Source organism: Chryseobacterium vaccae (genome assembly GCF_009602705.1).
Classification (GTDB): domain Bacteria; phylum Bacteroidota; class Bacteroidia; order Flavobacteriales; family Weeksellaceae; genus Chryseobacterium; species Chryseobacterium vaccae.
This window is the reverse complement of record NZ_VSWH01000001.1, coordinates 4328619-4354161: the sequence shown is the minus strand read 5'-3', so window position 1 is coordinate 4354161 and position 25543 is coordinate 4328619. Positions and strand designations below refer to the sequence as shown.

The 25543-nt window shown below is 37.6% G+C and carries 21 protein-coding genes and 1 tRNA gene; 7 read left to right on the top strand and 15 right to left on the bottom strand.

What is annotated here, in order from left to right:
- Positions 1-43 precede the first annotated feature (43 nt).
- The gene (locus FW768_RS19935; protein ID WP_153398394.1) at positions 44-745 is read left to right on the top strand and encodes an RsmE family RNA methyltransferase; all 702 of its coding nucleotides are present in this window, start codon (positions 44-46) and stop codon (positions 743-745) included.
- Positions 746-1102: 357 nt separating this feature from the next.
- Here the strand turns inward: FW768_RS19935 and FW768_RS19930 are convergent, their stop codons facing one another.
- A complete protein-coding gene (locus FW768_RS19930) occupies positions 1103-1774 on the bottom strand; it encodes a TrmH family RNA methyltransferase (RefSeq protein WP_231128736.1) in 672 nt (223 codons plus the stop codon).
- Between the two features lie 166 nt (positions 1775-1940).
- Here FW768_RS19930 and FW768_RS19925 point away from each other — a divergent pair, with 166 nt between their 5' ends.
- The 4 genes from FW768_RS19925 (at position 1941) to FW768_RS19910 (ending at position 5347) form a co-directional block, all read left to right on the top strand.
- Positions 1941-2957, top strand: a complete 1017-nt coding sequence (locus FW768_RS19925; RefSeq protein WP_153398390.1) for an asparaginase — start codon at positions 1941-1943, stop codon at positions 2955-2957.
- Between the two features lie 55 nt (positions 2958-3012).
- A tRNA-Ser gene (locus FW768_RS19920) sits at positions 3013-3099 on the top strand.
- Positions 3100-3462: 363 nt separating this feature from the next.
- Entirely contained in the window at positions 3463-4362 is a 900-nt protein-coding gene (locus FW768_RS19915) for a hypothetical protein (protein ID WP_153398388.1), read from the top strand.
- A 181-nt stretch (positions 4363-4543) separates the two neighbouring features.
- Positions 4544-5347, top strand: a complete 804-nt coding sequence (locus FW768_RS19910) for a DUF2490 domain-containing protein (RefSeq protein ID WP_153398387.1) — start codon at positions 4544-4546, stop codon at positions 5345-5347.
- 92 nt (positions 5348-5439) lie between these two features.
- Here the strand turns inward: FW768_RS19910 and FW768_RS19905 are convergent, their stop codons facing one another.
- The 6 genes from FW768_RS19905 to FW768_RS19880 form a co-directional block, all read right to left on the bottom strand.
- A complete protein-coding gene (locus FW768_RS19905; protein ID WP_153398385.1) occupies positions 5440-6138 on the bottom strand; it encodes a hypothetical protein in 699 nt (232 codons plus the stop codon).
- Between the two features lie 214 nt (positions 6139-6352).
- Entirely contained in the window at positions 6353-7885 is a 1533-nt protein-coding gene (locus tag FW768_RS19900; RefSeq protein ID WP_153398383.1) for a M20/M25/M40 family metallo-hydrolase, read from the bottom strand.
- Between the two features lie 163 nt (positions 7886-8048).
- Positions 8049-9497, bottom strand: coding sequence for a TolC family protein (locus FW768_RS19895; protein ID WP_153398381.1), 1449 nt, complete (start codon positions 9495-9497; stop codon positions 8049-8051).
- Positions 9478-12669, bottom strand: coding sequence for an efflux RND transporter permease subunit (locus tag FW768_RS19890; protein WP_153398379.1), 3192 nt, complete (start codon positions 12667-12669; stop codon positions 9478-9480). Before FW768_RS19890 ends, FW768_RS19895 begins: the two co-directional genes overlap by 20 nt.
- Before the next feature lie 23 nt (positions 12670-12692).
- Entirely contained in the window at positions 12693-13775 is a 1083-nt protein-coding gene (locus FW768_RS19885) for an efflux RND transporter periplasmic adaptor subunit (RefSeq protein WP_153399996.1), read from the bottom strand.
- Between the two features lie 153 nt (positions 13776-13928).
- Entirely contained in the window at positions 13929-14318 is a 390-nt protein-coding gene (locus FW768_RS19880) for a hypothetical protein (RefSeq protein ID WP_153398377.1), read from the bottom strand.
- Between the two features lie 549 nt (positions 14319-14867).
- On the opposite strand from FW768_RS19880, the gene FW768_RS19875 reads away from it, so the two are divergent.
- Positions 14868-15257, top strand: a complete 390-nt coding sequence (locus tag FW768_RS19875; RefSeq protein WP_153398375.1) for a hypothetical protein — start codon at positions 14868-14870, stop codon at positions 15255-15257.
- A gap of 42 nt (positions 15258-15299) precedes the next feature.
- Positions 15300-15728: an META domain-containing protein gene (locus tag FW768_RS19870; protein ID WP_153398373.1), complete on the top strand. Its 429-nt coding sequence runs from the start codon at positions 15300-15302 to the stop codon at positions 15726-15728.
- Positions 15729-15795: 67 nt separating this feature from the next.
- Here FW768_RS19870 and FW768_RS19865 read toward each other — a convergent pair whose 3' ends face one another.
- From FW768_RS19865 to FW768_RS19830, 8 genes are all read right to left on the bottom strand, one after another.
- On the bottom strand, positions 15796-16053 hold the full coding sequence (locus FW768_RS19865) for a SemiSWEET transporter (RefSeq protein WP_153398371.1): 258 nt from the start codon (positions 16051-16053) through the stop codon (positions 15796-15798).
- Positions 16054-16080: 27 nt separating this feature from the next.
- Positions 16081-17115 (bottom strand): NAD(P)/FAD-dependent oxidoreductase, encoded by a 1035-nt coding sequence (locus FW768_RS19860; protein WP_153398369.1) that lies wholly within the window; start codon positions 17113-17115, stop codon positions 16081-16083.
- Between the two features lie 54 nt (positions 17116-17169).
- Positions 17170-18108 carry a type IX secretion system ring subunit PorN/GldN gene (gene porN, locus FW768_RS19855; protein ID WP_153398367.1) on the bottom strand — a complete coding sequence of 313 codons (939 nt, stop codon included), beginning with the start codon at positions 18106-18108 and terminating at the stop codon, positions 17170-17172.
- Between the two features lie 22 nt (positions 18109-18130).
- Positions 18131-19723, bottom strand: a complete 1593-nt coding sequence (gene porM / locus FW768_RS19850) for a type IX secretion system motor protein PorM/GldM (protein ID WP_153398365.1) — start codon at positions 19721-19723, stop codon at positions 18131-18133.
- Between the two features lie 53 nt (positions 19724-19776).
- Positions 19777-20472, bottom strand: coding sequence for a type IX secretion system motor protein PorL/GldL (porL, locus tag FW768_RS19845; protein ID WP_153398363.1), 696 nt, complete (start codon positions 20470-20472; stop codon positions 19777-19779).
- A gap of 59 nt (positions 20473-20531) precedes the next feature.
- Positions 20532-21950 carry a T9SS ring complex lipoprotein PorK/GldK gene (gene porK / locus FW768_RS19840; protein WP_153398361.1) on the bottom strand — a complete coding sequence of 473 codons (1419 nt, stop codon included), beginning with the start codon at positions 21948-21950 and terminating at the stop codon, positions 20532-20534.
- A 108-nt stretch (positions 21951-22058) separates the two neighbouring features.
- Entirely contained in the window at positions 22059-23912 is a 1854-nt protein-coding gene (glmS, locus tag FW768_RS19835) for a glutamine--fructose-6-phosphate transaminase (isomerizing) (RefSeq protein WP_153398359.1), read from the bottom strand.
- A 24-nt stretch (positions 23913-23936) separates the two neighbouring features.
- Positions 23937-25532, bottom strand: coding sequence for a DUF4270 family protein (locus tag FW768_RS19830; protein ID WP_153398358.1), 1596 nt, complete (start codon positions 25530-25532; stop codon positions 23937-23939).
- Positions 25533-25543 lie beyond the last annotated feature (11 nt).

Below are 25543 nucleotides of genomic sequence, written 5' to 3'. Positions count from 1 at the left end.
AGGACTGATTAGCCTTTTTACTTTGTGAACAACACCCATTTTTATGAAACTATTTTACGGATCTATAGAAAACAACACGGTAACCATTAATGATGATGAGCAGCAGCATATTGTGAAAGTGCTGAGGATGAAGAATGATGAAGAAATTCATGTGACCGATGGGAAAGGAAATCTTGCTTCAGGCCAGCTGTTGATTGAAGGTAAAAAAGCAGGAATAGAAGTTTCCGAGATAAAAACTAATCTTCCGGGATTCAGTCCGAAGCTTCATATTGCTATTGCTCCTACAAAGAATATAGACAGAATTGAGTTTTTTGTGGAGAAAGCTGTGGAAATGGGAGTTTCAGAGATTAGTATTATTGTAACAGAAAAAACGGAGCGTAAGAATATCAATATCGATAAAATCAGAAAACAGGCTGTTGCTGCCTCCAAACAAAGCCTGAGGTTTCATTTCCCTGTGATCAATGATCTGATAAAGCTTACTGATTTCTTAAAAAATAGTAATCCGGAACATACCTTTGTGGCGCATTGCCATGAAAATCTTGAAAGAACTGAACTTAAAGCTATTCCTTCATTGGAGCAGCTTACTTTTTTAATCGGCCCGGAAGGTGATTTTTCTGAAAAAGAGATCTCATTTTTAGCCGAAAATAAGGTTAAAGCCGTTTCATTGGGGAACCAGAGATTGAGAACAGAAACAGCCGGAGTATTTGTAGCAGCATGGAATTATTTTAATATGGAAAGTGTTTAAGTTTTCATATTGCCCCTGATGCATGAATTTCTATTTTCCCGGTTCTCGCAGACTTTGCAGATTATGTATATTTTTTATTCAGCTCCCACTGATCACACAGATGGCCACAGATCTTTTTCTGTGAAATCTGAGGAATCTATGGAAACCCTATTTAGTAAGCACGAAAATTATTTGCTGAAAAACCTTTAGTTTTCTTGCGCCTTAAAGCAGAATAAAATTTAAAACCCTTGCTCTACTGCGTTTTCCAACGTAAAATTGATCAATCCCTTAAAAGTTTATTTTTTTTGAAGTCCCCACAGATTGCACGGATTGAGCAGATTTCTTAAAACTTAAAGGGGCAACTCAAAATAACTTATACTATATCTCAAGATTGTGTTCTTTGAGATATTTATCGAAGATCTGCTGCCCGCTTCTTATTGAATTGACGGCCCAAAGTATTTTCATTCTTAACAGCTTTTCTTCATCTAATTTATAATCAATATCAGATTTTATGAGCTTCTGTTTCAATTCATACATACAGATTGAAGCCGCTACAGAAACATTAAAACTTCTCGTAAAACCATACATCGGAATGGCCAGTGTCTCATCTGCAAATTCCAGAATTTCCTGAGAAACGCCTTCCATTTCGGTTCCGAAAACCAAAGCAATAGGTTCTGTAATTTCGTATTCAGGAAGCATTTTTGCGTTATTTTCTAAAGAAACAACTACAATTTTGTATCCTCTGTCTTTAATTTTCTGAAAAGATTCCATATTTCGGGGAAGTTTTTCTACCTCCACCCAGGTGTCTGCCCCTTTTGTTACGCGGAGGTTGGGTTCAAAGCTGTATTCTTCCTGTAATGCCACCACTTTATGAAAACCGCAGGCCTCTACCGAACGTACGATGGCCGCCGCGTTTCTAAACTGATAGATATCTTCTACAACCGGCAGCACAAAATCTGAACTTTCCTGGGAAAAATGTTCAATTTTTGAGAGTCTTTCCTCTGTTAAAAATTGTTTCAAATATTCAAAAGTCTGCGTTAAATCTTTCATCTGCATCTCGTTATTTTTTCAATAGTTCAATATAACACTTACGATGACCGGCTTATTCTGATAAAATTTCATGATAAGCTTTCATTCATTTTCAAATCTTTGCAAATTAACGTAATTTTGGGCTATGAACCTGAATGAGGCTCAAATTCTTACTAAAAAGTAATTCATGAAACGAAAAGTCCTGCTCATTTATACCGGAGGAACCATCGGTATGGAAAAAGATTATGAAACCGGAAGTCTTCGCGCCTTTGATTTTGGAAACATTTTTGAAAAAATGCCCGAAATGAAATTAATGGAATGTGAAGTTTTTGTACATCCTTTCGCAAAACCGCTGGATTCATCAGATATGGGACCTGAGGAATGGAGAATCATCGCCAATTATATCTATAAGAATTATGAGGATTATGACGGGTTTCTGATCCTTCACGGAACAGATACGATGTCATACACTGCTTCCGCATTAAGCTTCATGCTGAAAGGACTTAAAAAACCTGTGATCATGACGGGTTCCCAGCTTCCGATTGGCGACCTTAGAACTGATGCAAAGGAAAATCTTCTGACCAGCCTTTATTATGCCAGTCTTTATGAAAATGATGAAGCAGTTATTCAGGAAGTAGCAATCTATTTTGAATATAAATTATTGAGAGGAAACAGAACCCTGAAATATTCCGCTGAATATTTTGATGCATATTCCAGCCCGAACTACCCTATCCTTGGGCAATCCGGAGTACATCTGAATATTATCAAAGAGAATCTTTACCGTTGTGACCCTCAAATACAATTTCATGTGGACGAACATATTTCTGAGGATATTCTGTTCTGGAGAATTTTTCCGGGGATGCACCTCAGCCATTTCAAAGAGATTCCTAAAATGAAAGTTTTAATTCTTCAGGTATTCGGTTCGGGAACAATTTTCAGCAGTGAAAAGACGCAGGAAACGCTTCAGGCTATTAGAAACAACGGGACAGAGATTGTGGTTGTAAGCCAGTGTATATCAGGGGGAATATCATTCGGAAAATATGAAAACAGCAATATATTTTCAAGGATCGGAGCGATCAGCGGAAGGGATATTACTGCAGAAAGTGCGATAACCAAGGCAATGCACCTGATAGACAACCCAAGTTATCCTGGAACATTCGCTGATAATTTCGCTAAAAGCCTTTGTGGAGAAATATCCAACTAATTTTTACAAATAATTTGCAGATTCCAGAAAATACTCTATTTTTGCAATCTCAATTAGAGAGGTGTCCGAGTGGTTGAAGGAGCTACCCTGGAAAGGTAGTATACGGGTAACTGTATCGAGGGTTCGAATCCCTTCCTCTCTGCAAACAAAACCTGCTGAATTTCAGCAGGTTTTTCTGTTTTTATATTGTAAATGCAGATTTTAAAGTCTTCTGGAATAAAAAAGCAATCAGACAAAGAGTATTATCTGATATTTCAAAAGATATAAATTTAGAGATGACTTGGTATTTCAAAAATAAGCGAAGTGGCTTCGTTTATCAAAAAAAACACTCCAATAGTATTCATTCTTTATCTGTCTTAGCCATTAATAAAAACAGATTTTAACTATTCAACATAATACTGGAATACAACATCTTACAATAAAAGTCATAAAATTGTCGTAAAACTGTCATATCCCTTTGGGATAAAAACAGGTCCGGATTTCCGAATGTTGTACAAAAATCAACATGAAAGCAATCACGAGAATTTTGTCGGGTATTTTAATCATTACAGTAATTCTGTTTTTAGGCGGCTATTTTTATTTTAATCAGAAATTCACTCCGGAAAAAAATTATTTAACAGTAAAAAATGAAAGTGGAAAGATTCCGATGAAATGGCAGGAAAAGGATAAAAGCGCTTTACTTGTACCTGTCAGTTTCTCGGGAGATACAGCTATTTATTATCTTCAATTTGACACCGGTGCCGTGTATACAGAATTTTATCATTTACCCATAAAACAAATTAAAGGAATTATGGTTCATGATAACCATGCTTCATCAACCTTCTACATCGGAAAAACTAAAATCTCATCCGATAAATTCAAAATTTCTGAGATGGGAAAAGAATCCGGGAAGATCATCGGTACGCTTGGAGCCGATATTCTTGAAGACAGGAAAAGCATTATCAATTTTAAGGAAAACTTCATCATTTTTAATCTGTCTGAAGAACCTGCGGAGTTTCAAAACAGCCTTATTGATTTTACATTTAAGAAGAGAAAAATTATTATCCGCGGTATTTTAAGAGGAAAGGAAGAAAAATTCCTTTATGATTCGGGAACAAGCGCTTATGAACTACTGACCAACAAAGAGCAATGGACTGATTTAAAATCACCTCAATCAAAAATTATTATAGAAAAAGCTCAATCGAGGCCTAATATTCTGACTTCCTATACCGCAAAGAGCAACAATGCCATCCGTTTTAAAAACAAAGAAATTCCTTTAACAGAGGTAACTTACGTAGAGGGATTCTCTCAGACCCAATACATGCTCATGAAATTTTCCGGGATGACAGGAATGCTGGGTAATAAGATCTTTTTACAAAACTGTATTTACATCGACTGTTATCATAAAAAATTCGGGATTCACTAGTCTGTTATTCTTTTCATTCCTAAATCTATCCTAAATCATGTGCTTATTTTGTCATGTTTTTAAACAGTATTAAGGGATTTTGAGTAAACATTGAATTTCTTAACTGTTTAAATTTGTTAAGTCCGGATATTCCGTTTATATCTTTTGGCCTAGCATACATATTAACATTGAAGAAGTTATCATGACGTTTAGCATTAAAAAAATTTTCGCAGGGTTATTTTTATTGGGCTGTACAGGCAGTTTTGTAAAAGCACAGATCAGTCCACCGGGTCTGGGAGATGCCAATACAGCATTCTGGTCGGCTTTCGGGGTTAAGCGCCAGCTGGATTCTTTGGGAAAGAAGCAGTCTTTAAGCTATATTGCATTAGGGCGAAAGAGCAGTCCCGACAATGATAATCTGTTTTCAAAGCAGGCGATCATGGTTTTAAATCATGAGGTTTATCATTCGTTTGCTACTCACCAGCAGTACAGCTATGCCATAAGCTACCGACGCCAGCCCAAATATGAAAGTCATTCTCCTTATGAAAAAGAAGGGACAGAACAGGAATTCAGAATCTATGGACGATACGCTTATACTTTTAACTTTGGAAAAAGATGGAAACTAAAAAATACAGTACGCCAGGAGTTCAGAAAGTTTTTTGATGCTGATTTTAATAAAGCTGAAGAAAATTTTCAGCTAAGAACCCGTATCAAAAGCCAGCTTACCTACAGTTTATCTTCTAAAAACAATCAAAAACTGGCGTTAAGTGCGGAAGGGCTTTTTTCTGCAAGCTACCTGAATAATCCGGATCATGGCTGGACTCCTTTCGGATATAGAGAAATGCGTATTGCGGCTTATTATATGTTTAATATTCCCCATTCTCCTTTCACCGTAGATATTGGGTATATGGATGATCTCATCAGAGACAGCCGAAGTATAAAAAAAGGCGGTGTTCATTATCTGTCTGCTGACCTTATCTGGAATCTGCCTTATAAAAAACAATAAAATCCCAATCAAGTGATCGGGATTTTAATCTGGAAAACGCTTTAACGCTCTCCGGCAAAATATAATTTAGATATGAATGTTGGTGCGGATGATTAATTGCAGATCGTCAGAAACTGATGACTCATCTGAACTCTGAATTTTGCCTCTGATTTCAGTTTTGCATATATAGTATGTTCAAAAGCCTGTACTGAGCTGAGCTTACTGTCAATATATTCTGCAATTTGAGCTGCGGAAAAAATAAAATCCCTGTACACTGCGATATTCACGGTCTGCCCGTAATGGGGAAGATAAGCTTTCAGGAAAGGAACTGCCGTCTGATGCCTGGTGTAGTTAACACAATATCCGGCTCCTTCTCTGGATGTAATAATGCCACGATCATTGATATAATCATGAATACTGCCTGTTTCAATAGAGTTTTTGTTTTTTGAAATATACCTGTTGATTTTATCCAGAACATGCTGTGCATACTCCATCATGGTAATTGTTTTCCATTCAAATATATGGTTCATTCCTTTGATTGGCTTAGGCGTTTTCCCGTTTTCACAAGGGGTACAGAAAGAAAGACCTATTTTGTCGTAGTAAGGAAAAAAACAATCTTTAATCTCCATAGAAGCATCTGCCATAATTCTGTCATCTGTAAAACTATAATACAAATAGGGACTGTACATGTCTGCCAATGCCTGCAGGTAGTCGGTTTCACTGGTATTATGATATTCTTCAAACCATTTTTCAAGGTTGTCATAATAATGGCTTTCAAACTCATTAAAACTTAAATAAAACGGCAATTCCATAGCTCTGTAATTTTGATAAAGCAAAGCTATTGCAGTAATGCGACAGAACTTGACGTAATATATTTTTTTATTGAAAAGGATTGAGATTAATAGATAACGGACAAATACATAAGAGACGGATAGATAATAGACTGAAAAATGAAAGACACAGGAGACCTGGTATCTTTGTATATTTTGCGGCACCAATCAGGTATTATCTTTTAACGTTATCTGCTTATTGATCGTAGTTTTTCATGATATATTCAAAGTAATGAATCATCTTAAGATAGTTTTCAATGCTGATATATTCATTAGTACTATGAATACTCTGCTGCTCTGAACGGTTGATCTTGATAGGCATAAATCTATAAATATTTTTGCTTACAATCTGGTATTTATAAGCATCTGTGGCGGCCATGGTAAGGTAAGGCGTGACAATGGTTCCAGGATAGATCTCATTTACTCCGGCTTCTATCATTTTGTAGGCTTTGGTATCTGTTGGTGAAACCGCAGAAGCTTCTCTTGTATTATCAATGTCTTCTACCTCAACATCGAATCCTTCTGTTGCTTTGGCAATATGCTCGCGAACCTCTTTTACTGAATTCCCGGGAATAAGCCTGAAATTGACTACAAATTCCACTTCCGGAGAAAGAACATTAGCTCCGTCACTGCCTTTCATCATCGTGAGAGCAGTTGTGGTCCGTACCAATGCATTTGTTGTATTATTTTTGGTGAGCTGTGACAGAAGCAACGGCTTCAAAAGCCACTGATTAGCAATAGCAAGTCTGCTGGTAAAAGGCATAGCACCACCAATATTATCAAAAAAATTCTTAATCAGGGGAGTAATTACTGGTTTCATCTGATGATCCTCAAGACGCTGCATGATCACTGCCGCTTTTCCGATAGCACTTTCCATTGGTGGCATAGAAGAATGTCCTCCAAGTCCTTTTACTTTGATTTTTGCAGATAAGAAGCCTTTTTCAGCACATCCGACCGCTGCTACATCTGAATCTATTCCGGCGACATTTCCTTTTTCCATAATCAGGCCTCCTTCATCGTAAACCGCTTCAAACTTCAATCCTGCTTTTCTGAAATGTTCTGCAATCTGTACTGCTCCTTTTTGCCCTCCTACTTCTTCATCAAAACCAAAAGCAAGGTAAATATCCCGTTTGGGAACCTGTCCGCTTTTAATCATGTTGTTCATGGATTCCATTAAAGAAAAAAGCATTCCTTTCATATCTATTGCTCCTCTTCCATAAATTCTTCCGTGGGCAACCGCTCCTGAAAACGGTTCAAAATCCCAGTCTTCAGCGACTTTAGATACAGCGGAAAGGGGTTTATCATCCGGTCTGAAAACATTCTGTTCCTTACTTTTTATATCAGCATCACCGGGAGGTACTACATCCATATGGGAAAGAAATAAAACAGGTTCAAGCCCGGAAGTACTTCCTTTCAGCTTAAAAACCAGCGCATAGTTATTGATCTCGTAATTTTCAGTATTCTGATACACTAATGGGTAGGAATTTCTCAGATATTCTTTCAACTGATCAAAAGGTGTATAGTTAAAAACACCCATACTTCCCGTAGAAACGGTAGGAATTTTGATTCCACCTGACAAACGCATCACCGCAGAATCATTTTTTACAGGCTTCCATCCTTCAGAGACACCTGCTTTGTTCTTTTTAAAGGGATACGTATAGGTTTTAATCAGCAATATGGCAATCAGAATAATCATGATACCAAGAACAGCCAAAAGAATATTTTTCATAACGAAGAGATTTGGTGTGGTGACAGTATCACAAATATAGTAAACAAATTCTCCGGAATCATTTTAAGAATCAACTATTTAATTCATTATAATAAAAAAAAACCAGCCCCCGAAGGGGCCAGCATCAAAACATTAACTGTTTTTATTGAGAATTATGATATTTTTATTTCCAGCCTCCTCCAAGACTTTTATAGATGTCTACAACGGTGCTCAGCTGTTTTTGTTTAGCTTCAATCAGTTCCATTTTTGCATCCAGAGCATCTCTTTGGTTTAAAAGTACTTCCAGATAATCTGCTCTTGAATTTCGGAACAACTGGTTGGCAATATCAATAGACTGATCCAGCGCTTTGGTTTCCTGGGATTTCAGCTGATAATACTGGTCTATATTTTTAATTTTAGACATCATGTTGGCTACATCCAGATAAGCATTCAGAATAGTTTTATCGTATTCATAAAGAGACTGTATCTGTTTGGCATCCGCAGTCTGGAAATTGGCCTTGATGGCACTTTTATTAATCAGCGGACCGGCCAGTTCTCCGGCTAAATTATAGGCAATGGATTCCGGCATTTTAACCAGATAGGAAGGTTTAAAAGCTTCCAGTCCTAAGGTTGCTGAAATTTCCAAGGACGGATAAAATTCTTTTCTTGCGGCTTCTACATCCAGTTTTGCGGCTTTCAGCTCCAGTTCTGCCTGTTTAATATCAGGACGGTTAGACAATAACTGAGACGGAATTCCGGTATAAACCGTTTGCGGAATGGTAGCCATAAAACTTTCCTTTGTTCTTACAATAGGCTGCGGATATCTACCCAAAAGTGCATTAATCTGGTTTTCTTTTTCTGTAATCTGCTGACGGATGGTGTATTCCGAAGCTTTCGACTTTGCCAGTTCAGCCTCAAATTTTTTCACAGCCAGTTCTGTTGCTGCGGCCGCTTCTTTCTGAATCTTAGAAATTTCCAGTGCTCTTTGCTGAAGCTTGATATACTGCTGAATAATATCCAACTGATTATCAAGAGCCAGTAATTCATAATAATTATCCGCTACTTCTTCAATAAGATTGGACAATACAAAGTTCTTGCCTTCAACTGTAGAAAGATAGTGAGCTACTGCAGCTTCTTTTTCGGTTCTGAGTTTTTTCCAGATATCGATTTCCCAGTTGGCCATCAGACCTCCTTCGAAATTTCCCAGCGGATCCGGCATTTCTTTTCCGGGTTCTATTTCTGTAGTAGCATCTCCGGCTCCTTCACTGGTGTAACGTCCCGCCTTTTTAAGCCCCGCTCCTATTCCTGCTGAAACAGTAGGGCTCAGCCTTCCTTTTTTAGCTAAAACACCACTTTTAGCAATTTCAATTTCCTGAAGCGTAATCAGCAGTTCCTGATTATTTTTTAAAGCGGTTTCAATTAGGCTGACCAGATTAGGATCTGTAAAAAACTGTCTCCAGGGAGTTGTTCCACTGTTGTTATTGGCATCCTGCTGCTCTTCCTGATTGAAATTCTGAGGAAGATTTTCTTTTACTTCATCTTTTATAACGGTTGCCATCGGAGCTTTACAGGCTGTTAATACAAGCGCTATCACTGCCGCAGCGAATATATTTTTAATCTTCAAATTTTCCATCGTGTTCGTAAGGTTCGGTTTGTTCTGTTAATGGGTTTTCTTCTTCATATCTGGCCAGTCTTGATTTCTCTGCAATAGTTCCGAAGATATAATACAGTCCCGGAATGATCATCAGCCCGAAAACAGTTCCTATAAGCATACCTCCCGCTGCAGCGGTACCAATCGTTCTGTTTCCTACGGCTCCCGGACCTGTAGCCATTACCAGCGGAATAAGCCCGGCTATAAAGGCAAATGAAGTCATCAGAATAGGACGGAAACGGATGGCTGCTCCTTCAATGGCTGCCTTCACTACAGGAATTCCTTCTTCAGCTTTCTTCTGAACCGCAAATTCCACGATCAGTACTGCATTTTTACCCAGCAGCCCAATCAGCATGACCATTGCAACCTGCGCGTAGATATTATTTTCCAACCCTAATAATTTCAGACATAAAAATGCCCCAAAAATACCGGTAGGAAGTGATAGAATTACCGGAAGCGGAAGGATAAAACTTTCATATTGTGCTGAAAGGATGAGATAAACAAATCCTAAACATACCAGGAAGATGAATACGGCTTCATTTCCTCTGCTCACCTCGTCTTTAGAAATACCAGCCCAGTCAATCCCGAAGCCTCTAGGAAGCGTTTTATCAGCGACTTCCTGAATGGCTTTGATGGCCTGTCCGCTGCTGTATCCCGGCGCCGGAGTTCCACTCACTTCTGCAGAGTTATACATATTATGTCTTGTAATCTCAGAAAGTCCATATACTTTTTCAAGTTTCATAAAATCGGAATACGGAACCATCTGTTCTTTATCATTTTTCACATACAGCTTCAGAAGGTCAGTCGGAAGTGCCCGGTATTGTGGCCCAGCCTGTACGATTACCTTGTAAGGACGGTCAAAGCGAATGAAACTGGTCTCGTAATTTGATCCGATGAGAGTAGACAGGTTACCCATCGCATTATCAATGGTAACGCCTTTCTGTTCGGCAAGATCATTATCCACTTTAAGCATATATTGTGGGAAACTCGCAGAATAGAAGGTAAATGCAGATCCCAGTTCGGGACGTTTCTTTAATTCTTTTACGAAGTCGTTGCTCACCTGTTCCATCTTATGGTAATCACCGCTTCCGGCTTTATCCAGCAAACGAAGTTCAAAACCTCCTGCGGCACCATATCCCGGAATGGAAGGCGGCTGGAAGAATTCAATATTGGCTCCCGGAATATTTTTGGCCTTCTCTTCTAGCTTTTCAATAATTTCAGCGGCAGATTCTTTACGTTCCTCCCAGCTTTTGAGGTTGATCAGACAGGTTCCTGAGTTGGACCCGGTACCTTCTGTCAGAATTTCATATCCTGCCAGTGAGGAAACAGACTGCACCCCGTCAATATCTTCAGATTCCCGAAGCAGTTCTTTTGCAATCTGATTGGTTCTTTCCAGTGTAGATCCCGGCGGCGTCTGGATAATCGCATAAATCATTCCCTGGTCTTCTGCAGGAATAAATCCGGAAGGAAGGGAATTACTCAGGAAGAAGGTACAGGCGCAAAATGCCAGCAATAACGGAAGGGTAAATGCTTTTTTCGTTACTGTTTTGTTCAGTAATTTTTCGTATTTCCCGGCTCCTTTTGTAAACAGATTATTGAATTTATCCAGGAAAATAGTAACAGGTGTTCTCTTCTTGGCTTTTCCGTGGTTATTTTTCAGGATCAGGGCGCAAAGTGCTGGTGTCAGCGTTAATGCGACCACTCCGGAAAGGATAATTGCTGAAGCCATTGTAATAGAGAACTGACGGTAAAACACTCCTACCGGACCAGACATAAAGGCGATCGGAATGAATACGGATGCCATTACCAGCGTAATCGCAATAATGGCTCCACTAATCTCATGCATTGCTTCTTCTGTGGCTTTCAAAGGGGAAAGATGTTTTTCCTCCATTTTGGCGTGAACCGCTTCAATCACTACAATTGCATCATCTACTACAACCCCGATTGCCATTACCAGGGCAAAGAGCGAGATCATATTCAGAGTAATTCCGAATGCAGACATTACAGCAAATGTTCCTACCAATGAAACCGGAACCGCCAAAGCAGGAATTAACGTTGAACGCCAATCCCCAAGGAACAGGAATACAACGATAGCCACAAGGATAAAGGCTTCAAATAAAGTATGAATTACTTTTTCCATGGAAGCATCCAAGAATCTGGAAACGTCATAACTGATATCATAATGCATACCTTTCGGGAACGTATTTTTCTCAAGGTCTGCCATTAAAGTTTTCACATTTTTGATAACGTCACTTGCATTGGAACCGTATGACTGCTTTACAGTAATCGCTGCTGAAGGTTTTCCGTTCAATGTGGAATAGATATCATACATTGAACTTCCGAATTCAATATCAGCAACATCTTTCAGCCTTACAAATTCTCCGGCTGATTTTGCTTTCAAGATGATATTTCCGTAGTCTTTTTCATTATTAAAACGTCCCGGATATTTCAGGATGTACTCAAATGATTGTGAGCGTTTACCGGAACTTTCTCCTGTTTTTCCCGGAGAAGCTTCAAGACTCTGCTGATTCAGGGCTTCCATTACTTCGTCTGCCGAGATATTATAAGCGGTAAGCCTGTCTGGTTTCAACCAGATACGCATGGCATATTCACGGGTTCCGAGAATATCGGCGAATCCTACTCCGCTTACCCTTCTCAATTCGGACATTACGTTGATATCGGCATAATTGAACAGGAATTTCTGGTCAGCTTTTGGATCGTCACTGTACAGGTTGATGTACATTAGCATATTGGGTTCTTCACGGGTAATTTTTACCCCTTCACGTACTACCAGCGGCGGAAGTTTATTCACCACCGAGGATACACGGTTCTGAACATTTACTGCAGCAACATTGGGATCCGTTCCAAGATCGAATACCACCTGAATGGAAGCTTCCCCGTCATTTCCGGCATCGGAGGTCATATATTTCATACCCGGTACTCCATTCAATCCTCTTTCGAGGGGAATAACCACGGATTTGATCAATAATTCGTTGTTGGCTCCGGGATATTCTGCCGTAATATTTACTTTAGGCGGAGAAATAGAAGGGAACTGGGTCACCGGAAGTTTTACCAATGACAAAATTCCCATAAATACGATAATCAAAGAGATTACGATAGACAGAACAGGTCTGCGGATGAATTTCTTAAACATACTGTTTTTTTATTAGGCGTAAACTACTCTGCTTTTAATTTCAATGACTGAAGAACTTTTTTAGGATCCTGGAATTTTATTTTTATCTTTTGATCGTCTTTTACTTTCTGTACGCCTTCCAATAATATTTTGTCTCCTACCGAAAGCCCTGAACCCACTACATAAAGATCTGGCAATTCATAAGCTACTTTTATGTTTCTGGATTTCGCAGTTCCGTTTTTATCGATCACAAATACATATTTCTGATCCTGGATTTCATAGGTTGCTTTCTGTGGGATAATTAATGCATTATGTACCGGAAGCGTCATCTGTACCTTCCCTGTTTCTCCGTTTCTCAGGAGTTTATCCGGATTCGGGAATTTTGCTCTGAAGGCAATATTTCCGGTTTCGTTGTCAAATTCACCCTCAATAGTCTGAATCTCTCCTTTTTGAGGCAGTGTTTCTCCATTGGCCATAATTAATGATACCTGGTTACTTCCTCTATCAGCCGCATGCGTCTGATAGCTCAGATATTCTGGTTCTGAAACATTGAAGTAACTGTAAACACTTGTATTGTCTGATAAAGAAGTTAACAAATCTCCTTCATCTACAAGACTCCCCAGTTTTAAAGGAATTCTGTTAATCACCCCTGAAAACGGAGCTTTAATATCGGTAAATGATAAGTGAATCTGAGCTAATTTCATTTCAGCATTCGCTGCATCCAGCTTAGCTTTAGCCATTGCCCTTTCATTCTTGGAAACAATATTGTTATTGGCCAGCGTACTTGCATTTTTAAGTTCAATAGAGGCCTGCTCTACTTCTGCTTTCGCTTTTAACAGCTCTGCCTGGTATAGCTGAGGCATAATTCTGAACAGGGTCTGGCCGGCCTGTACATACTGTCCCTCATCTACATAAATTTTTTCGAGAAATCCTTTTTCCTGTGCGCGGATTTCAATGTTTTTTACGGATTGGATCTGGGCTACATATTCTTTATTGATCACGGTATCCATTCTTACAGGACTGGTAACTGGATAAACTGCAGCTTCTTCCTTTTCTTCCTTTTTGTGACCGCAGCTTACTGCCAACAAAAGGGTACAAAGCGCAATGCCTGAGGCAACTCTTTTCATCATAATTCTAGAGTTATATAAATTCGTTAATGTTTTGAATGGAAATAAAAAGGTAATAGGGGTTTCTACGGTGTGATGATTACCGGCATACACAACGCAGTCTGTCTCCTGTCCGTAATAAGAACAGAAAACAAATTAAAAAGAAATAAATTTTTAAATTCTGATAGAACGGATCAGAATGAATTTTTTTACATGGGAAAACAGCGAAATAAAACCATGAATATCAGGTTTTTTGCTTTTAAAGGACCTTAATCCAAAAATGTAAACGAGGTTAAAAACTCCGGCAAGAACAACAATGGCCTGAAAAGTGTCAGAGAGATGAAAATCATCTTCATAAAGTTCTAATGTGGAATTGTCTACGCTGTCTGCCATCTGCTGAACGGTAAGCTTTTCGTAAGTCTGGTTCAGGCGGTTGGCTCTTTTGGGCATATGATGAGAAACGTGTCCGGAATAGTCATTCCGAAGTGTTTTGACATTCAGACGGCTTTCTACTACAAAAAGTAGGAAAAGGCCGGTCAAAAAATATATTATAAGGTTTCTCATTTTGAAGTCGCAAATGTACATTTAGAAATGTATATCCTCATAGCAGATTAACAAAATTTAACGCTCCTTTAAATAAGCTGAATAAAGGAATCATGGGATTTTATAATTATTTTCTTATTCTTCAGATAAAATGATTAACCATTATTGCTTTACCATCTCTTTGATAGAAATGTTTTATTGAAAATATAGTTTAAATTGAATTCAAATATCTCATCCCGGTATGATTTAAATCACTTCAATCTATGTATCAGCATGTTGTAATTTTTAATACTTTTGCACCACGCTAAAACAACACAGAGAAATGATAAAAAATATATGTTTTTATTCTTAAATCAGGTCTGAAAATCCGGGTATTTCCTTTTGATTTATTCTTTAATTCTTCCCGTTCAAAAGCCTAAAGAAAGTACTTTAAAAGAAATCACACTGTTTTTTAAATAAAAAAATATAATTAATTTATGTAAAATTAACATATAATTATTAATAATATTTGTAATTTTATATAATATTAATATCATAATTTCATGCAACACTTTAAAATCACTTATCACTATGAAAAAATTAGTAACAACAGTCTTTATAGGGCTGGCATTCTTTTCCTCAACAGCGTGTAAACATCCTGCTAAAGAAACTGAAACAGTTACAGCTGTTCCGGAAAACAAAGATGAAGTATCTAAAAATGTTTTCACCGACAGCTATGGCGAAACAATAGAAGTCACTGTAAACAATACAAAAAATACGGCCATTGTTCATCTGAACGGAAAAACGTATAATCTGAAAAAAAGCGATGCACTGCCTGAATATACGGCCTCTAATGAAGAATATCAATATTCTGACATTAAAGGAAACATCACTTTTTTAAAGAAAAATGTAGATATGGTGTTATTCCACGCTAAACGTGACACTAAAGGCTCAGGATCTACAAAAATGGCTTCTTACTAAAATAAGGCAGCTCCATTACATTTAATCAAAATCTCAATTATTATGAAAAATTTATTTTACTATTTATCCACAGTATTTTTATTTGCATTCCTTATTTCATGCAAAACTCCCTCAGTTCAAAAAAGCACTGATATCACTGGAAAAACATGGAAGCTAACTGAGCTTAACGGACAGCCCATTAAACTTAAAAATCCGAAAAACAATCCTTATTTCAAACTTAACACAGAAGGAATGAGATATGAAGGACACGCCGGATGTAATGGATTTGGAGGTACTTTTGAAATTAAACCTGAAGCAATGAGAATCAAATTCAACCAGGGAATGTCTACAATGATGGCTTGTGAAGATCTGGAGATTGAAAACCAGTTTACAAAAGCGGTACTTGCTGCAGATAATTATTCTGTTAACGGAAATACTCTGACTTTAAATAAGGCAAGAATGGCTCCTTTAGCCAAGTTTACGCTTCAGTAATTGATAAAAATATATTATTAATAGCAGCGGCGGGCCGAATAGCCCGCCGCTGCTGTTATACCAAAACTCATCTTTTTTTGTAGATCACAAAACAAATTAAGAGACTTATATTCACCAGCACGGCAAATGAGTTCGACAAAATAATAGGCAGCTCATCTTTCTTAATACCGTACCATACCCATAATGAAAGGCCTGAAATGAGGATCAAAAGCATTACCAAAGAAATATCTTTCACATCCTTTTCCCTGATTACTTTTATCAGTTGAGGGATCATAGAAACGGAGGTAAGAATGCCGGCTGCTATTCCGAGAATATTTTCATTCATGGGATTATGTATTGGATAATGATTTATTTATTTGAATCTGTTTAAGGAAACTTCTTCATGCAGGGGTATGTTTTCTTCTATGAAGCGGTACAGACTACGGGAAAAATAGCATCCATTCAGAATTCCTCTTGCTCCCAACCCATTGAAGACATAGAGATTTTTATATTCTTTATGTCTTCCGATAATAGGTCTGCGATCTTTTACTGTTGGCCGAAAGCCAAAGTTTACTTCTTTTACTTCAAAGTCATAAGGATAGATTTCAGAGAGACCATTGACAAGCTGTTCCACTGCTGAATCGTCTATATGGTGATGAAGCTGTTCTCTGTCATAGGTTCCTCCGTAAAAATATAATCCATTGTCTGTTGGAAAGAGGAAGTGTTTCTTTTTAATTGTATTATTTCCGGATAAAGGTTCAGAGAGTTTTACTTTTATATGATGTCCTTTATTAGGGTTGACTTCAATATCAGAAAAATAAGGATTCTCTTTAACTCCCATTCCTTCACAGAACACAACATTTTTAAACTGATATTCTTTGTAAGATGAATTTTGAACATCTAATTTCCCATAATCGAACTTTCCTTCTTCAATCTGACTATTTTTTTTGAAATAACTGAATAGACCTGCAAAAAAACCACTTACTTCAAGTCTGGCAGACTGATTAACCTTTCCTGTCTTAAAATCATTTTTTACCCCCTCTAAACGATCGAAATTTTTATCAAGAAAATCAGAAAGATCTTCATTTTCTGATTTTTTCAACCAGAGTTTCTGCTCGTTTTCGTCATGAAAGATTCTGTGGATAGGTGCACTGATCAGATAATTTCTATCTGTATATGATTTAATTTCATCAAGAGTAACCTTTAGAAAATCAATCTGCTCCTGGGCTTTCCAGAAAATCGTAAATTTTTTCAGGACTACCGGATTGATAATCCCTGCAGAAACCTGGGAAGCGCTTTTCCTGCCGTCAGAATAGATGACAAAGGATTTGTTATTCTTTATAAGCTGATGGGCAAAGAAAAGCCCGGCATAGCCGTCTCCGACAATAATATAATCTACATTCTTCATAATAAAAAAACCTGAGTAAAAGTACTCAGGTTTTCTATAAATATCAAGTGAAATTTAGTAATTCCACATTTCATTTTCCATTTCAAGAATCTGCGATTTAATTCTCTCGCTTTCTTCCAGCTGATCATCAGCATCTCTAGGAATATAATCTTTGATTTTACCGTCTCCTAGACCGCTTGATGACTTATAAATAACTGAAGAGAATCTTCTTGCATTGATAATATCATCGAAAGACAGGTCTGCAGAAGAGTTCTTTCTGTTATACACATAGTTATTCGCAAGAATTTCACGTGCATTCGGATAATAGATCCAGAACAGGTCTACAAGATCATCTCCTCCTGCAAGAGGCTGGCCATCAGGACCAATTCTTCCTACAGAAGATGGATCCGGTCCCATAGCTGCAAGACCTAGAGGTCTGTACTTCATTTGTCCGTCTCTCTTATCGATGAACCACATACCCATTATCTTAAGAACTTTAACTTTATCCGTCGTTGTTCTGATGATATCTGTTAATCTCTTCTTCTCTTCCTCTGTTAATGCTCTTCCGGAGTTAAGAATATCGATAGCTTCTTCATCCAATCTTACACTTTCCAATCTCTTTTGAATAGCTTCTGGAGTAAGTCTGGTTACAAAATTATCATCATCATATACTTCCTTGATGGTTCCGTTAAGTGCCCCATCTAACAAAAGCTGATATATAGATCTTGTAGAGGAAGAAAGAAGACCATCCGGATTGTCATAGTAGAAAGGTTGGTTGATCTTATCATTCATATCAATGATCTCCCAAACGAACATACTTTTCATGATGTCTTTATCATCTACGAATCCATATTCCAGTGGTTTCACTTTATTACTGATAACAGTATCCCCTGCTTTTCTCATAGATTCAGCTCTCATCTGTCTAAATTCCTCAGGAGAAGAAGCGTTCAGAATAGTCTGGGAAAAAGCAAATCCCGAAACTAGTACTAAAAGACTGCTAATATATTTTTTCATAATATGATTTTACAAATTAACCTTATTGAACATTAATAATTACAGGTGATATCTCTTTAAGTTTTTGGCTTCCAAGACCTGTAGCTGTTGCCTGAATATCATAGATCTGAACGACATCGCCTGGTCTAAGATTTCTAAGCATACCTTCTGCACCCTGAAGTGAACTTCCTTGGATCAATGTACCTGCTCTTCCAGGAACTTTGATAATGAAGCTGTTTACTGTAAACGAAACAGGGAAATCAAAATCTGGCAACGCTGCAGATACAATCTGGTTAGGAATAGAACCTACAGGCATATAGTTAACCGTTTTTCCTCTGATTTGTCCCTGAGGTCTAGGAATATTTTTAATTCTGTATTCAAATACCTGAGAAACAGTCTTACCATAAGGATCAACTCCTGATAATGTTAACCTAACTGTATTTCCTGTAGTAGGAGTTACATCCCACTTCCCTGGACCTGTGCTCTTCACAACAGCACCCGGAGCAGATAATGAAAGTTTAGAGTTATCAGCACCTAAGATAGATCCTGAAACAGGATTCTCAAGTCCTCTGTACATTACATTCATCTTATCCGCAGAAAGTAATAGTCCTTTTTCAAGTTTTACTTCTCTTGGCCCTGCAATTACGTTATACGTATGGGTCCAAGGGAAAGGCTGAGATTTACCTGAAGCATCAGTTAATGTAATTACACCTCCTAATTTATGCTCTCCAAGTCCAGAACCTGAAATTGAAATGGTACCTTTTCCGTTTTCTACTCTGCTAACACCAGAAATACTGATCTTATTACTGTTAGAATAGTTACCCAACATTACTTTTACCTCTGCCTGCTTACCTGCCTGGATATCTACCGGACCTGAAACAATAGCTTCATAGCTTGTAAATTTGATACTCGCATCTACTTTTTCCTGAAGTAATAATGCTAATGCATCAGATTGTACATTTCTGGCATCATTTTGGATGATCTCCAAGTTAGAAATTGCAGCAATAAGCGGCTGGTGATAAAATTTGTTCTGGAACCAAGTCTTATCATTCGGAGATTTTCCTTTAGGATATTCTGCGATAAGAGATTTGTTGGCTCTGTCAACTAAATCTTTTAATTGTTCATTATTACCAAAAGTTGAATTAATATAATTTCTTACATCATCAATTTTAGCTTTTAAATCTAAAGCTCCTTTTGAAGGTGCATTTTCATCACCTTCTTTAAAGAAATATTCTGTAGTGGCTTCATTGTTGTTCAATGCAGCAAAGTTTTCACTTACATCAATATCTTTACCTGTTTTAGGATCTTTATCGTGGAACTCTGATTGTTTTTTAAGAGCATCTTTGATTCCCTGAGCAGAAGATACCAAAACATCAATCTTACCCTTCAGTACTTTATACTGTTCCCAAGGTTGAGCGTAAGTATCCGGAACCTGCTGAGCTTTAGCTTCCAGCGTTCTTTCAAAGATCTTTTCGTTCTTCTTCTCTGTTAATGTTCTTGTTTCATTCAATGCTCTGGTTGAATCATAATATGATCTGATGATTTCTGCATCAATATTGAGGGCCATCATCGCGATGAACACCAGATACATCAGGTTGATCATCTTCTGACGAGGGGTCTGTTTTCCTTGTGCCATTCTCTTTTCTTTGTTTTTTGATTAAGTAGTTAAATTTTAGAAATGGTTCAGGATTAAGACTTCATAGCAGTTAACATACCGCCATAAACTCTATTTAAGTTATTCAGATTAGATGTTAAACCTTGTAGTTCTTGATTGAATTTCTCAGACTGTTCCGCAGACTTCTGCATATCTGCTACATATTTGTTAGCAAATTCAGATTGTCTTTTCCCACTTTCAAGCTGCATTGCATATAAAGCATTCATGCTTTCCATGTGTTGAGCTGCTTTGTTAAGCTGGTCATTATACTTATGAGTAGATGCAGATACATCAACAGTTTGATTGATCTGGTCCACAGAACTTGAAAACTTGTCGATACCTGTTCTTAATCTTTCAAATAGCTGAACATCAAGTTTAGCATCTTCAAGCATTTTATCTAATTTCGTTGAAAGAGAATTTTCTAATTCTGCAAACTGCTGCTGTGCATTCACTTTAGTAGATACATTAGAGTGAAGTGGATTTGGGTTTGCATGTTTGTCTAATAATTCAGGATATACATTTTCCCAAGCATAAGACTCTTCAGATTTTGGAGGGTCGAATGCGAAAATGATAAAGATAATAGCTTCTGTAATAAGTCCCACAGTAAGAGCTATATTCCCGTTAATAGGTCCCAAGGTAATGTGAGTAATTTTAAGCCAAGCTCCAAGAATTACAATTGCAGCCCCGAATGAATAAAAGAAATTCATCCAAGCATCTTTAGTCTTAAACATATTAAGTTAGTTTTTTTAATGTTAAATAAAATTGTATTGAAAAATAATTGTCTGATTGATTATCTGTTAACTCTTCTTGGTTTAACAGCTGCTTCAGGAATATCCTGTACAGTTCTGAATCCGATATAACTTCTGGCTGAGTCTTTTCTTTCCCAATCTCTTGCACCTGTCATCAGCGCGTAGCCAACGTCTTTCCAAGATCCACCTCTTACAGATCTTTTTGTATCTATTTTATCTTTCGTAGAAGGATTTAAAGTAGAAGAGAATCCATAAGAAGAGTTGTTATAAGCAGACGAAGTCCATTCAGAAACGTTTCCAGCCATATCAAATAACCCAAACCCATTTTTCTTAAATTTCTTAACTGGAGCTGTATATGTATAAGTACCTTTTTTCTCGTCCTCCATGTAGTTACCTCTCTTAGGTTTAAAGTTAGCAAGGTAGCAACCTCTGTCGTCCATTAAATAAGGACCTCCCCAAGGGTAAGTAGCATTTTGCATTCCACCTCTTGCAGCATATTCCCATTCGATTTCGGTTGGAAGACGGAATGTCAATGGTCTCTGTTTTTTTCTTTTTAAACTTTCGTTATAATCTGTTTTCAGCTTAGATCTGAAGTTACAGTAAGCTCTAGCCTGATCCCATGTAACACCTACTACAGGATAGTTTTTATAAGCTTTGTGCCAGAAATACTGTTCAAACAATGGCTCGTTATAAGCAAAGTGGAAATCTTTTACCCACACTGTAGTATCAGGATAGATGGCAATGCTTGAACTCTTCAGGTAGTTTGCTCCTCTTTCGTTATCAGCAATTGCAGCATCCATATCTCCCCACTGGTAGGTATATTTAAGTTTACTTACATCCAGGATTCTTTCGTTTCCGATTCTGGAAGAAGCAGGCAGATACATGGATTCTAAAACTTCCGCATATTCTACATCAGGATACTTCCCTGTAGTCCAATGCAATGGAATTTTCCAGTCTAGTCTTTTGCTTGCATCATAGCTTCCATCTTCTCTTCCTCCCTGGCCTTCTAAATATTCTTGATAAGGTGTTAAATTTTCCTCTTTTTTAGCAAGATATGCATAATCTCCTATGCTCCTCCCTCCACGTCCGCCTTCTCCGCCTTCTCCGGCAGCTTCAGCAAGTAGTGTTCTGGCAATAGAATCTCTTACATAGTTGATAAATACCCTGTACTCTGCATTGGTAGTTTCTGCTTCATCCATGAAGAAAGAAGAAACGGTAACCGTAGTCAATGAAGCTTTTTCAGGAGTATTTGTTGGATCCTGTTCTGCTAAACCAGCAACAAATGAACCTGCAGGAATTGCGACCATTCCGTATGGTCTTTCCGCAACAAATGATTTCGTTTTTTCTCTTGGTATCAATTCTCCTTTTGTTCCAGGCTTCCCAACTGAAGAGCTGCCACCACCTGAACAAGATACCGATGCTACTGACGCAGACAATAATAAAAGAAATATCCTTTTCATGTTAATTTTTATAATTAAGCCGTAAATATATAATTTTTTTAAGAAACTTTTAAGATTTTTTTTGAAATAACGGAAGAAATCTAAATTTATTTTATTTACAACAATTTTTTATTCCACGGTTACTGATTTTGCAAGGTTTCTCGGCTGGTCTACATTGGCCCCTCTATACACTGCTATATAGTATGCTAACAGCTGTAAAGGCACTGATGCAACGATTGGTGAGAAACATTCTGAAGTCTCAGGAACTTCAATAACATAATCCGCCATTGAACTTACCTGCTGATCTCCTTTATTCACAACAGCAATAATTTTTCCTTTTCTTGCTTTAATTTCCTGAACATTGCTTACGATCTTGTCATAATGACCTTTTTTAGGGGCAATAATAACGATTGGCATATTTTCATCAATCAAAGCAATAGGCCCGTGCTTCATTTCTGCGGCCGGATATCCTTCTGCATGAATGTAAGAGATTTCTTTTAGCTTCAAAGCTCCTTCCAGTGCTGCCGGATAGTTGTATCCTCTTCCTAAATAAAGGAAATTGGTAGCCTCCACAAAGTCTTTTGCTATATTCTGAACAAGTTCGTGAGTAGAATTCAAAACTTCTTCAATTCTCTTAGGCACTGCATCCAATTCAGCGATTAAGCTCATAAATTCAGCATTACCCAGGTTTCCGTTATGTTTTCCTAATTTAAATGCAATTAGGGTAAGAATGGTAAGCTGTGCTGTGAATGCCTTTGTAGATGCCACTCCGATCTCCGGACCAGCATGCGTATAGGAACCTGCATCTGTAATTCTTGCAATGGATGAATCCACTACGTTACATATACCATATATAAATGCTCCTTTTTCTTTAGCCAGCTTTAGTGCAGCCATGGTATCAGCTGTTTCTCCCGATTGTGAAATCGCAATAACAACGTCTTTATCTGTAATAATAGGATTTCTATATCTGAATTCTGAAGCATATTCTACTTCTACAGGAATTCTTGCGTACTCTTCAATAAGATATTCTCCGATAAGACCGGCATGCCATGAAGTTCCGCACGCAATGATGATAATTCTGTTGGCATTCTTGAACTTTTCAACATGATCCCAGATTCCTGCCATTTTGATGATTCCTTCGTCTACAAGAAGTCTTCCTCTCATAGTATCATGTACAGATTTAGGCTGCTCGAAAATTTCTTTAAGCATAAAGTGCTCATAACCTCCTTTTTCGATTTGCTCTAAGCTTAACTTAAGCTTTTGGATTTCCGGCTCAATTTTAGAATTCTCTGTAATAGTTCTTATGTCTACTCCATTTTCTAAAGAGATCGTTGCCATATGTCCTTCTTCCAGATAGATTGCTTCTTTTGTAAATTCTACAAAAGGAGAAGCATCAGAAGCAATAAAATACTCCTGGTCTCCGATTCCGATAGCCAATGGAGAGCCTAATCTTCCTACTACCAGTACTCCCGGATAATCTTCATGCATTACGGTTATCGCATAGGCTCCGTATACTTCATTCAGTGCAAATCTTACTGCTGAAGGAAAATCCATATCCGAATTCAGATCCATAAAATACTGGATAAGATTGACCAATACTTCTGTATCTGTTTCCGATTTAAAGGTAAATCCTTTTTCGGTAAGCATTTTTTTAATGGTATCATAATTCTCAATGATTCCATTATGAACGATGGCTACTTTACCATTGTTTGATAAATGAGGATGGGAATTTCTGTCGCTTGGAACTCCGTGAGTTGCCCAACGGGTATGCCCCATTCCTATTTTGGCTTTTCCTTTTAACTGCGCGGAAATGTTAACTAAATCATCTACCTTTCCTTTCGTTTTTTCTACTTCAAATTTTCTTCCTGCATCTTCCAAAACGATTCCTGCACTGTCATATCCTCTATATTCTAATCTTCTAAGACCGTTGATCACAATATCATACGCATCCTGAAATCCTGTATATCCTACTATTCCGCACATATTTTTTCTAGTGTTTTTATTGTGTTATTTTTTTGTACCGTAAGTTACTTTTAACTGAATGCTATTTGGATTATTCGCTACTGTACCTACAAATACGGCTCTGTCCATCGCAAATGCTTTTGTGGTAAATTTAAATCCGGCTAATACACTTTCTGTATCTTTTATAAAATTTCCAGGATTAATCATCAGCATTTTATTTTCGGTATTTTTCTCAACAATATCTTTCAATGTTTTGGTTACATAAAACTCATAATAAGCTGGGTTTTTATCTAAATCGTAACCTTTAAACAATCCAAATGCAGTAAGATCTGAAGTATATCCGTCAGGGATAAGCAGTGATGATGTTGAAGATTGTGGTTTAGCAGTCACCAACGTCAGATTTTGTGGCTTTGTATAATTGTTAGCCCAGTCTGTAGGGTCTGTATAAATTCTGATTCTTGCATTAATGATGGCTGCTTTGTCTTTTTGATATAAAGTTCTCAGTTCATCAATTTTAGCGTCAGGAATTTTAACAGCAATGGAAGGACCTCCCATTCCCTGAAGGAAAAGTTTTTGATCACCATCCTGTGTGTTGATAGCCGTTTTTGCGGTTTCCCAGGCACTACCAGATCTGTCATATTCATAGTGACCAAGGCGTGCTCCTCCAAGAGTAAATTTAAATGGCGTCTGCTGTGCTCTTGTTGTAGTACCACCGGATGTGGTTTCATTGCTGTAATACATGATTACCTCTGTGTTTTCAGGAGAAAACTGGAAAAGATATCCATTGGTTTCATCCACAGAGATTCTAAGCCCTTTAAAATATCTAACGAAGTTAGCTGCGTTCAGAAGTTCAGGTTTTTTATTTTTATCCAGGATTTTGGTCTGGAAAATATTTTTATCCAAAGGAATTCTCATCCCGACACCTCCTAAAAATATGTTGGTATTATCTGACTTTTTAGATACAGTTACTTCACTATAATTTCCATTAAATGTTGTACTTCCTAACAAATCTCCGGTACTTATAGCAGCATTGGATTTTTGTAAAGCAACATTATTAGCATCTAAGAAAGTAGTCACTTCCTGTACTTTTACATGATACAATACGTCTGTACTTCCTATTTTACCTCTTCCGAATTTTACAACCGGATAGAATTTCTTTTCAATGGAAGCCTTTACAGTCTCACTTCCAACTAGGAAATCTATATCTGCTGCTGGTCTTGCATCTACAGAGTCCTTTTTATATTGTGTTTCATTTGCCGGCCTTATTACTAATACAACAGAGTCTACTTTTGGTGCTTTACCGAAGTCAAAGTCGTATTGGGTTAATCTAAGCTGGGAAACAAAAGAAGCTTTCTGCATCCCGAACTGGCCTTCGGAAAAAGCTCCTAAAACAGCAGTAGATGGAGATACTCCATTGGTATTAATCTGGTTGATAAGTCTTGAGGCATCGCTACTTAAACTATCTTTATTATCTATATTGTAAGCAATAACGGGGTATGATTTTTCATTTCCTTCCGTGGCATCTTTAATAAATAACTGTTCTCCAAGCGAATCTGCGTCCGGTTCACAATTATAAAGAAGTGCACTCCCGAAAAACGCCAGTAAAAGCATGGCGAAAGTCCTTTTAACAGTATGAGTCATTAAAAAAGTGT

Coding starts and splice junctions, on each gene's coding strand:
- porK (WP_153398361.1), bottom strand. CDS start 21,950: ATGAAAAGGATATTTCTTTTATTATTGTCTGCGTCAGTAGCATCGGTA.
- FW768_RS19830 (WP_153398358.1), bottom strand. CDS start 25,532: ATGACTCATACTGTTAAAAGGACTTTCGCCATGCTTTTACTGGCGTTT.
- porL (WP_153398363.1), bottom strand. CDS start 20,472: ATGTTTAAGACTAAAGATGCTTGGATGAATTTCTTTTATTCATTCGGG.
- FW768_RS19930 (WP_231128736.1), bottom strand. CDS start 1,774: ATGAAAGATTTAACGCAGACTTTTGAATATTTGAAACAATTTTTAACA.
- FW768_RS19885 (WP_153399996.1), bottom strand. CDS start 13,775: ATGAAAAGAGTTGCCTCAGGCATTGCGCTTTGTACCCTTTTGTTGGCA.
- porM (WP_153398365.1), bottom strand. CDS start 19,723: ATGGCACAAGGAAAACAGACCCCTCGTCAGAAGATGATCAACCTGATG.
- FW768_RS19880 (WP_153398377.1), bottom strand. CDS start 14,318: ATGAGAAACCTTATAATATATTTTTTGACCGGCCTTTTCCTACTTTTT.
- FW768_RS19935 (WP_153398394.1), top strand. CDS start 44: ATGAAACTATTTTACGGATCTATAGAAAACAACACGGTAACCATTAAT.
- glmS (WP_153398359.1), bottom strand. CDS start 23,912: ATGTGCGGAATAGTAGGATATACAGGATTTCAGGATGCGTATGATATT.
- FW768_RS19900 (WP_153398383.1), bottom strand. CDS start 7,885: ATGAAAAATATTCTTTTGGCTGTTCTTGGTATCATGATTATTCTGATT.
- FW768_RS19915 (WP_153398388.1), top strand. CDS start 3,463: ATGAAAGCAATCACGAGAATTTTGTCGGGTATTTTAATCATTACAGTA.
- FW768_RS19895 (WP_153398381.1), bottom strand. CDS start 9,497: ATGGAAAATTTGAAGATTAAAAATATATTCGCTGCGGCAGTGATAGCG.
- FW768_RS19865 (WP_153398371.1), bottom strand. CDS start 16,053: ATGAATGAAAATATTCTCGGAATAGCAGCCGGCATTCTTACCTCCGTT.
- FW768_RS19905 (WP_153398385.1), bottom strand. CDS start 6,138: ATGGAATTGCCGTTTTATTTAAGTTTTAATGAGTTTGAAAGCCATTAT.
- FW768_RS19890 (WP_153398379.1), bottom strand. CDS start 12,669: ATGTTTAAGAAATTCATCCGCAGACCTGTTCTGTCTATCGTAATCTCT.
- porN (WP_153398367.1), bottom strand. CDS start 18,108: ATGAAAAAATATATTAGCAGTCTTTTAGTACTAGTTTCGGGATTTGCT.
- FW768_RS19860 (WP_153398369.1), bottom strand. CDS start 17,115: ATGAAGAATGTAGATTATATTATTGTCGGAGACGGCTATGCCGGGCTT.
- FW768_RS19875 (WP_153398375.1), top strand. CDS start 14,868: ATGAAAAAATTAGTAACAACAGTCTTTATAGGGCTGGCATTCTTTTCC.
- FW768_RS19925 (WP_153398390.1), top strand. CDS start 1,941: ATGAAACGAAAAGTCCTGCTCATTTATACCGGAGGAACCATCGGTATG.
- FW768_RS19870 (WP_153398373.1), top strand. CDS start 15,300: ATGAAAAATTTATTTTACTATTTATCCACAGTATTTTTATTTGCATTC.
- FW768_RS19910 (WP_153398387.1), top strand. CDS start 4,544: ATGACGTTTAGCATTAAAAAAATTTTCGCAGGGTTATTTTTATTGGGC.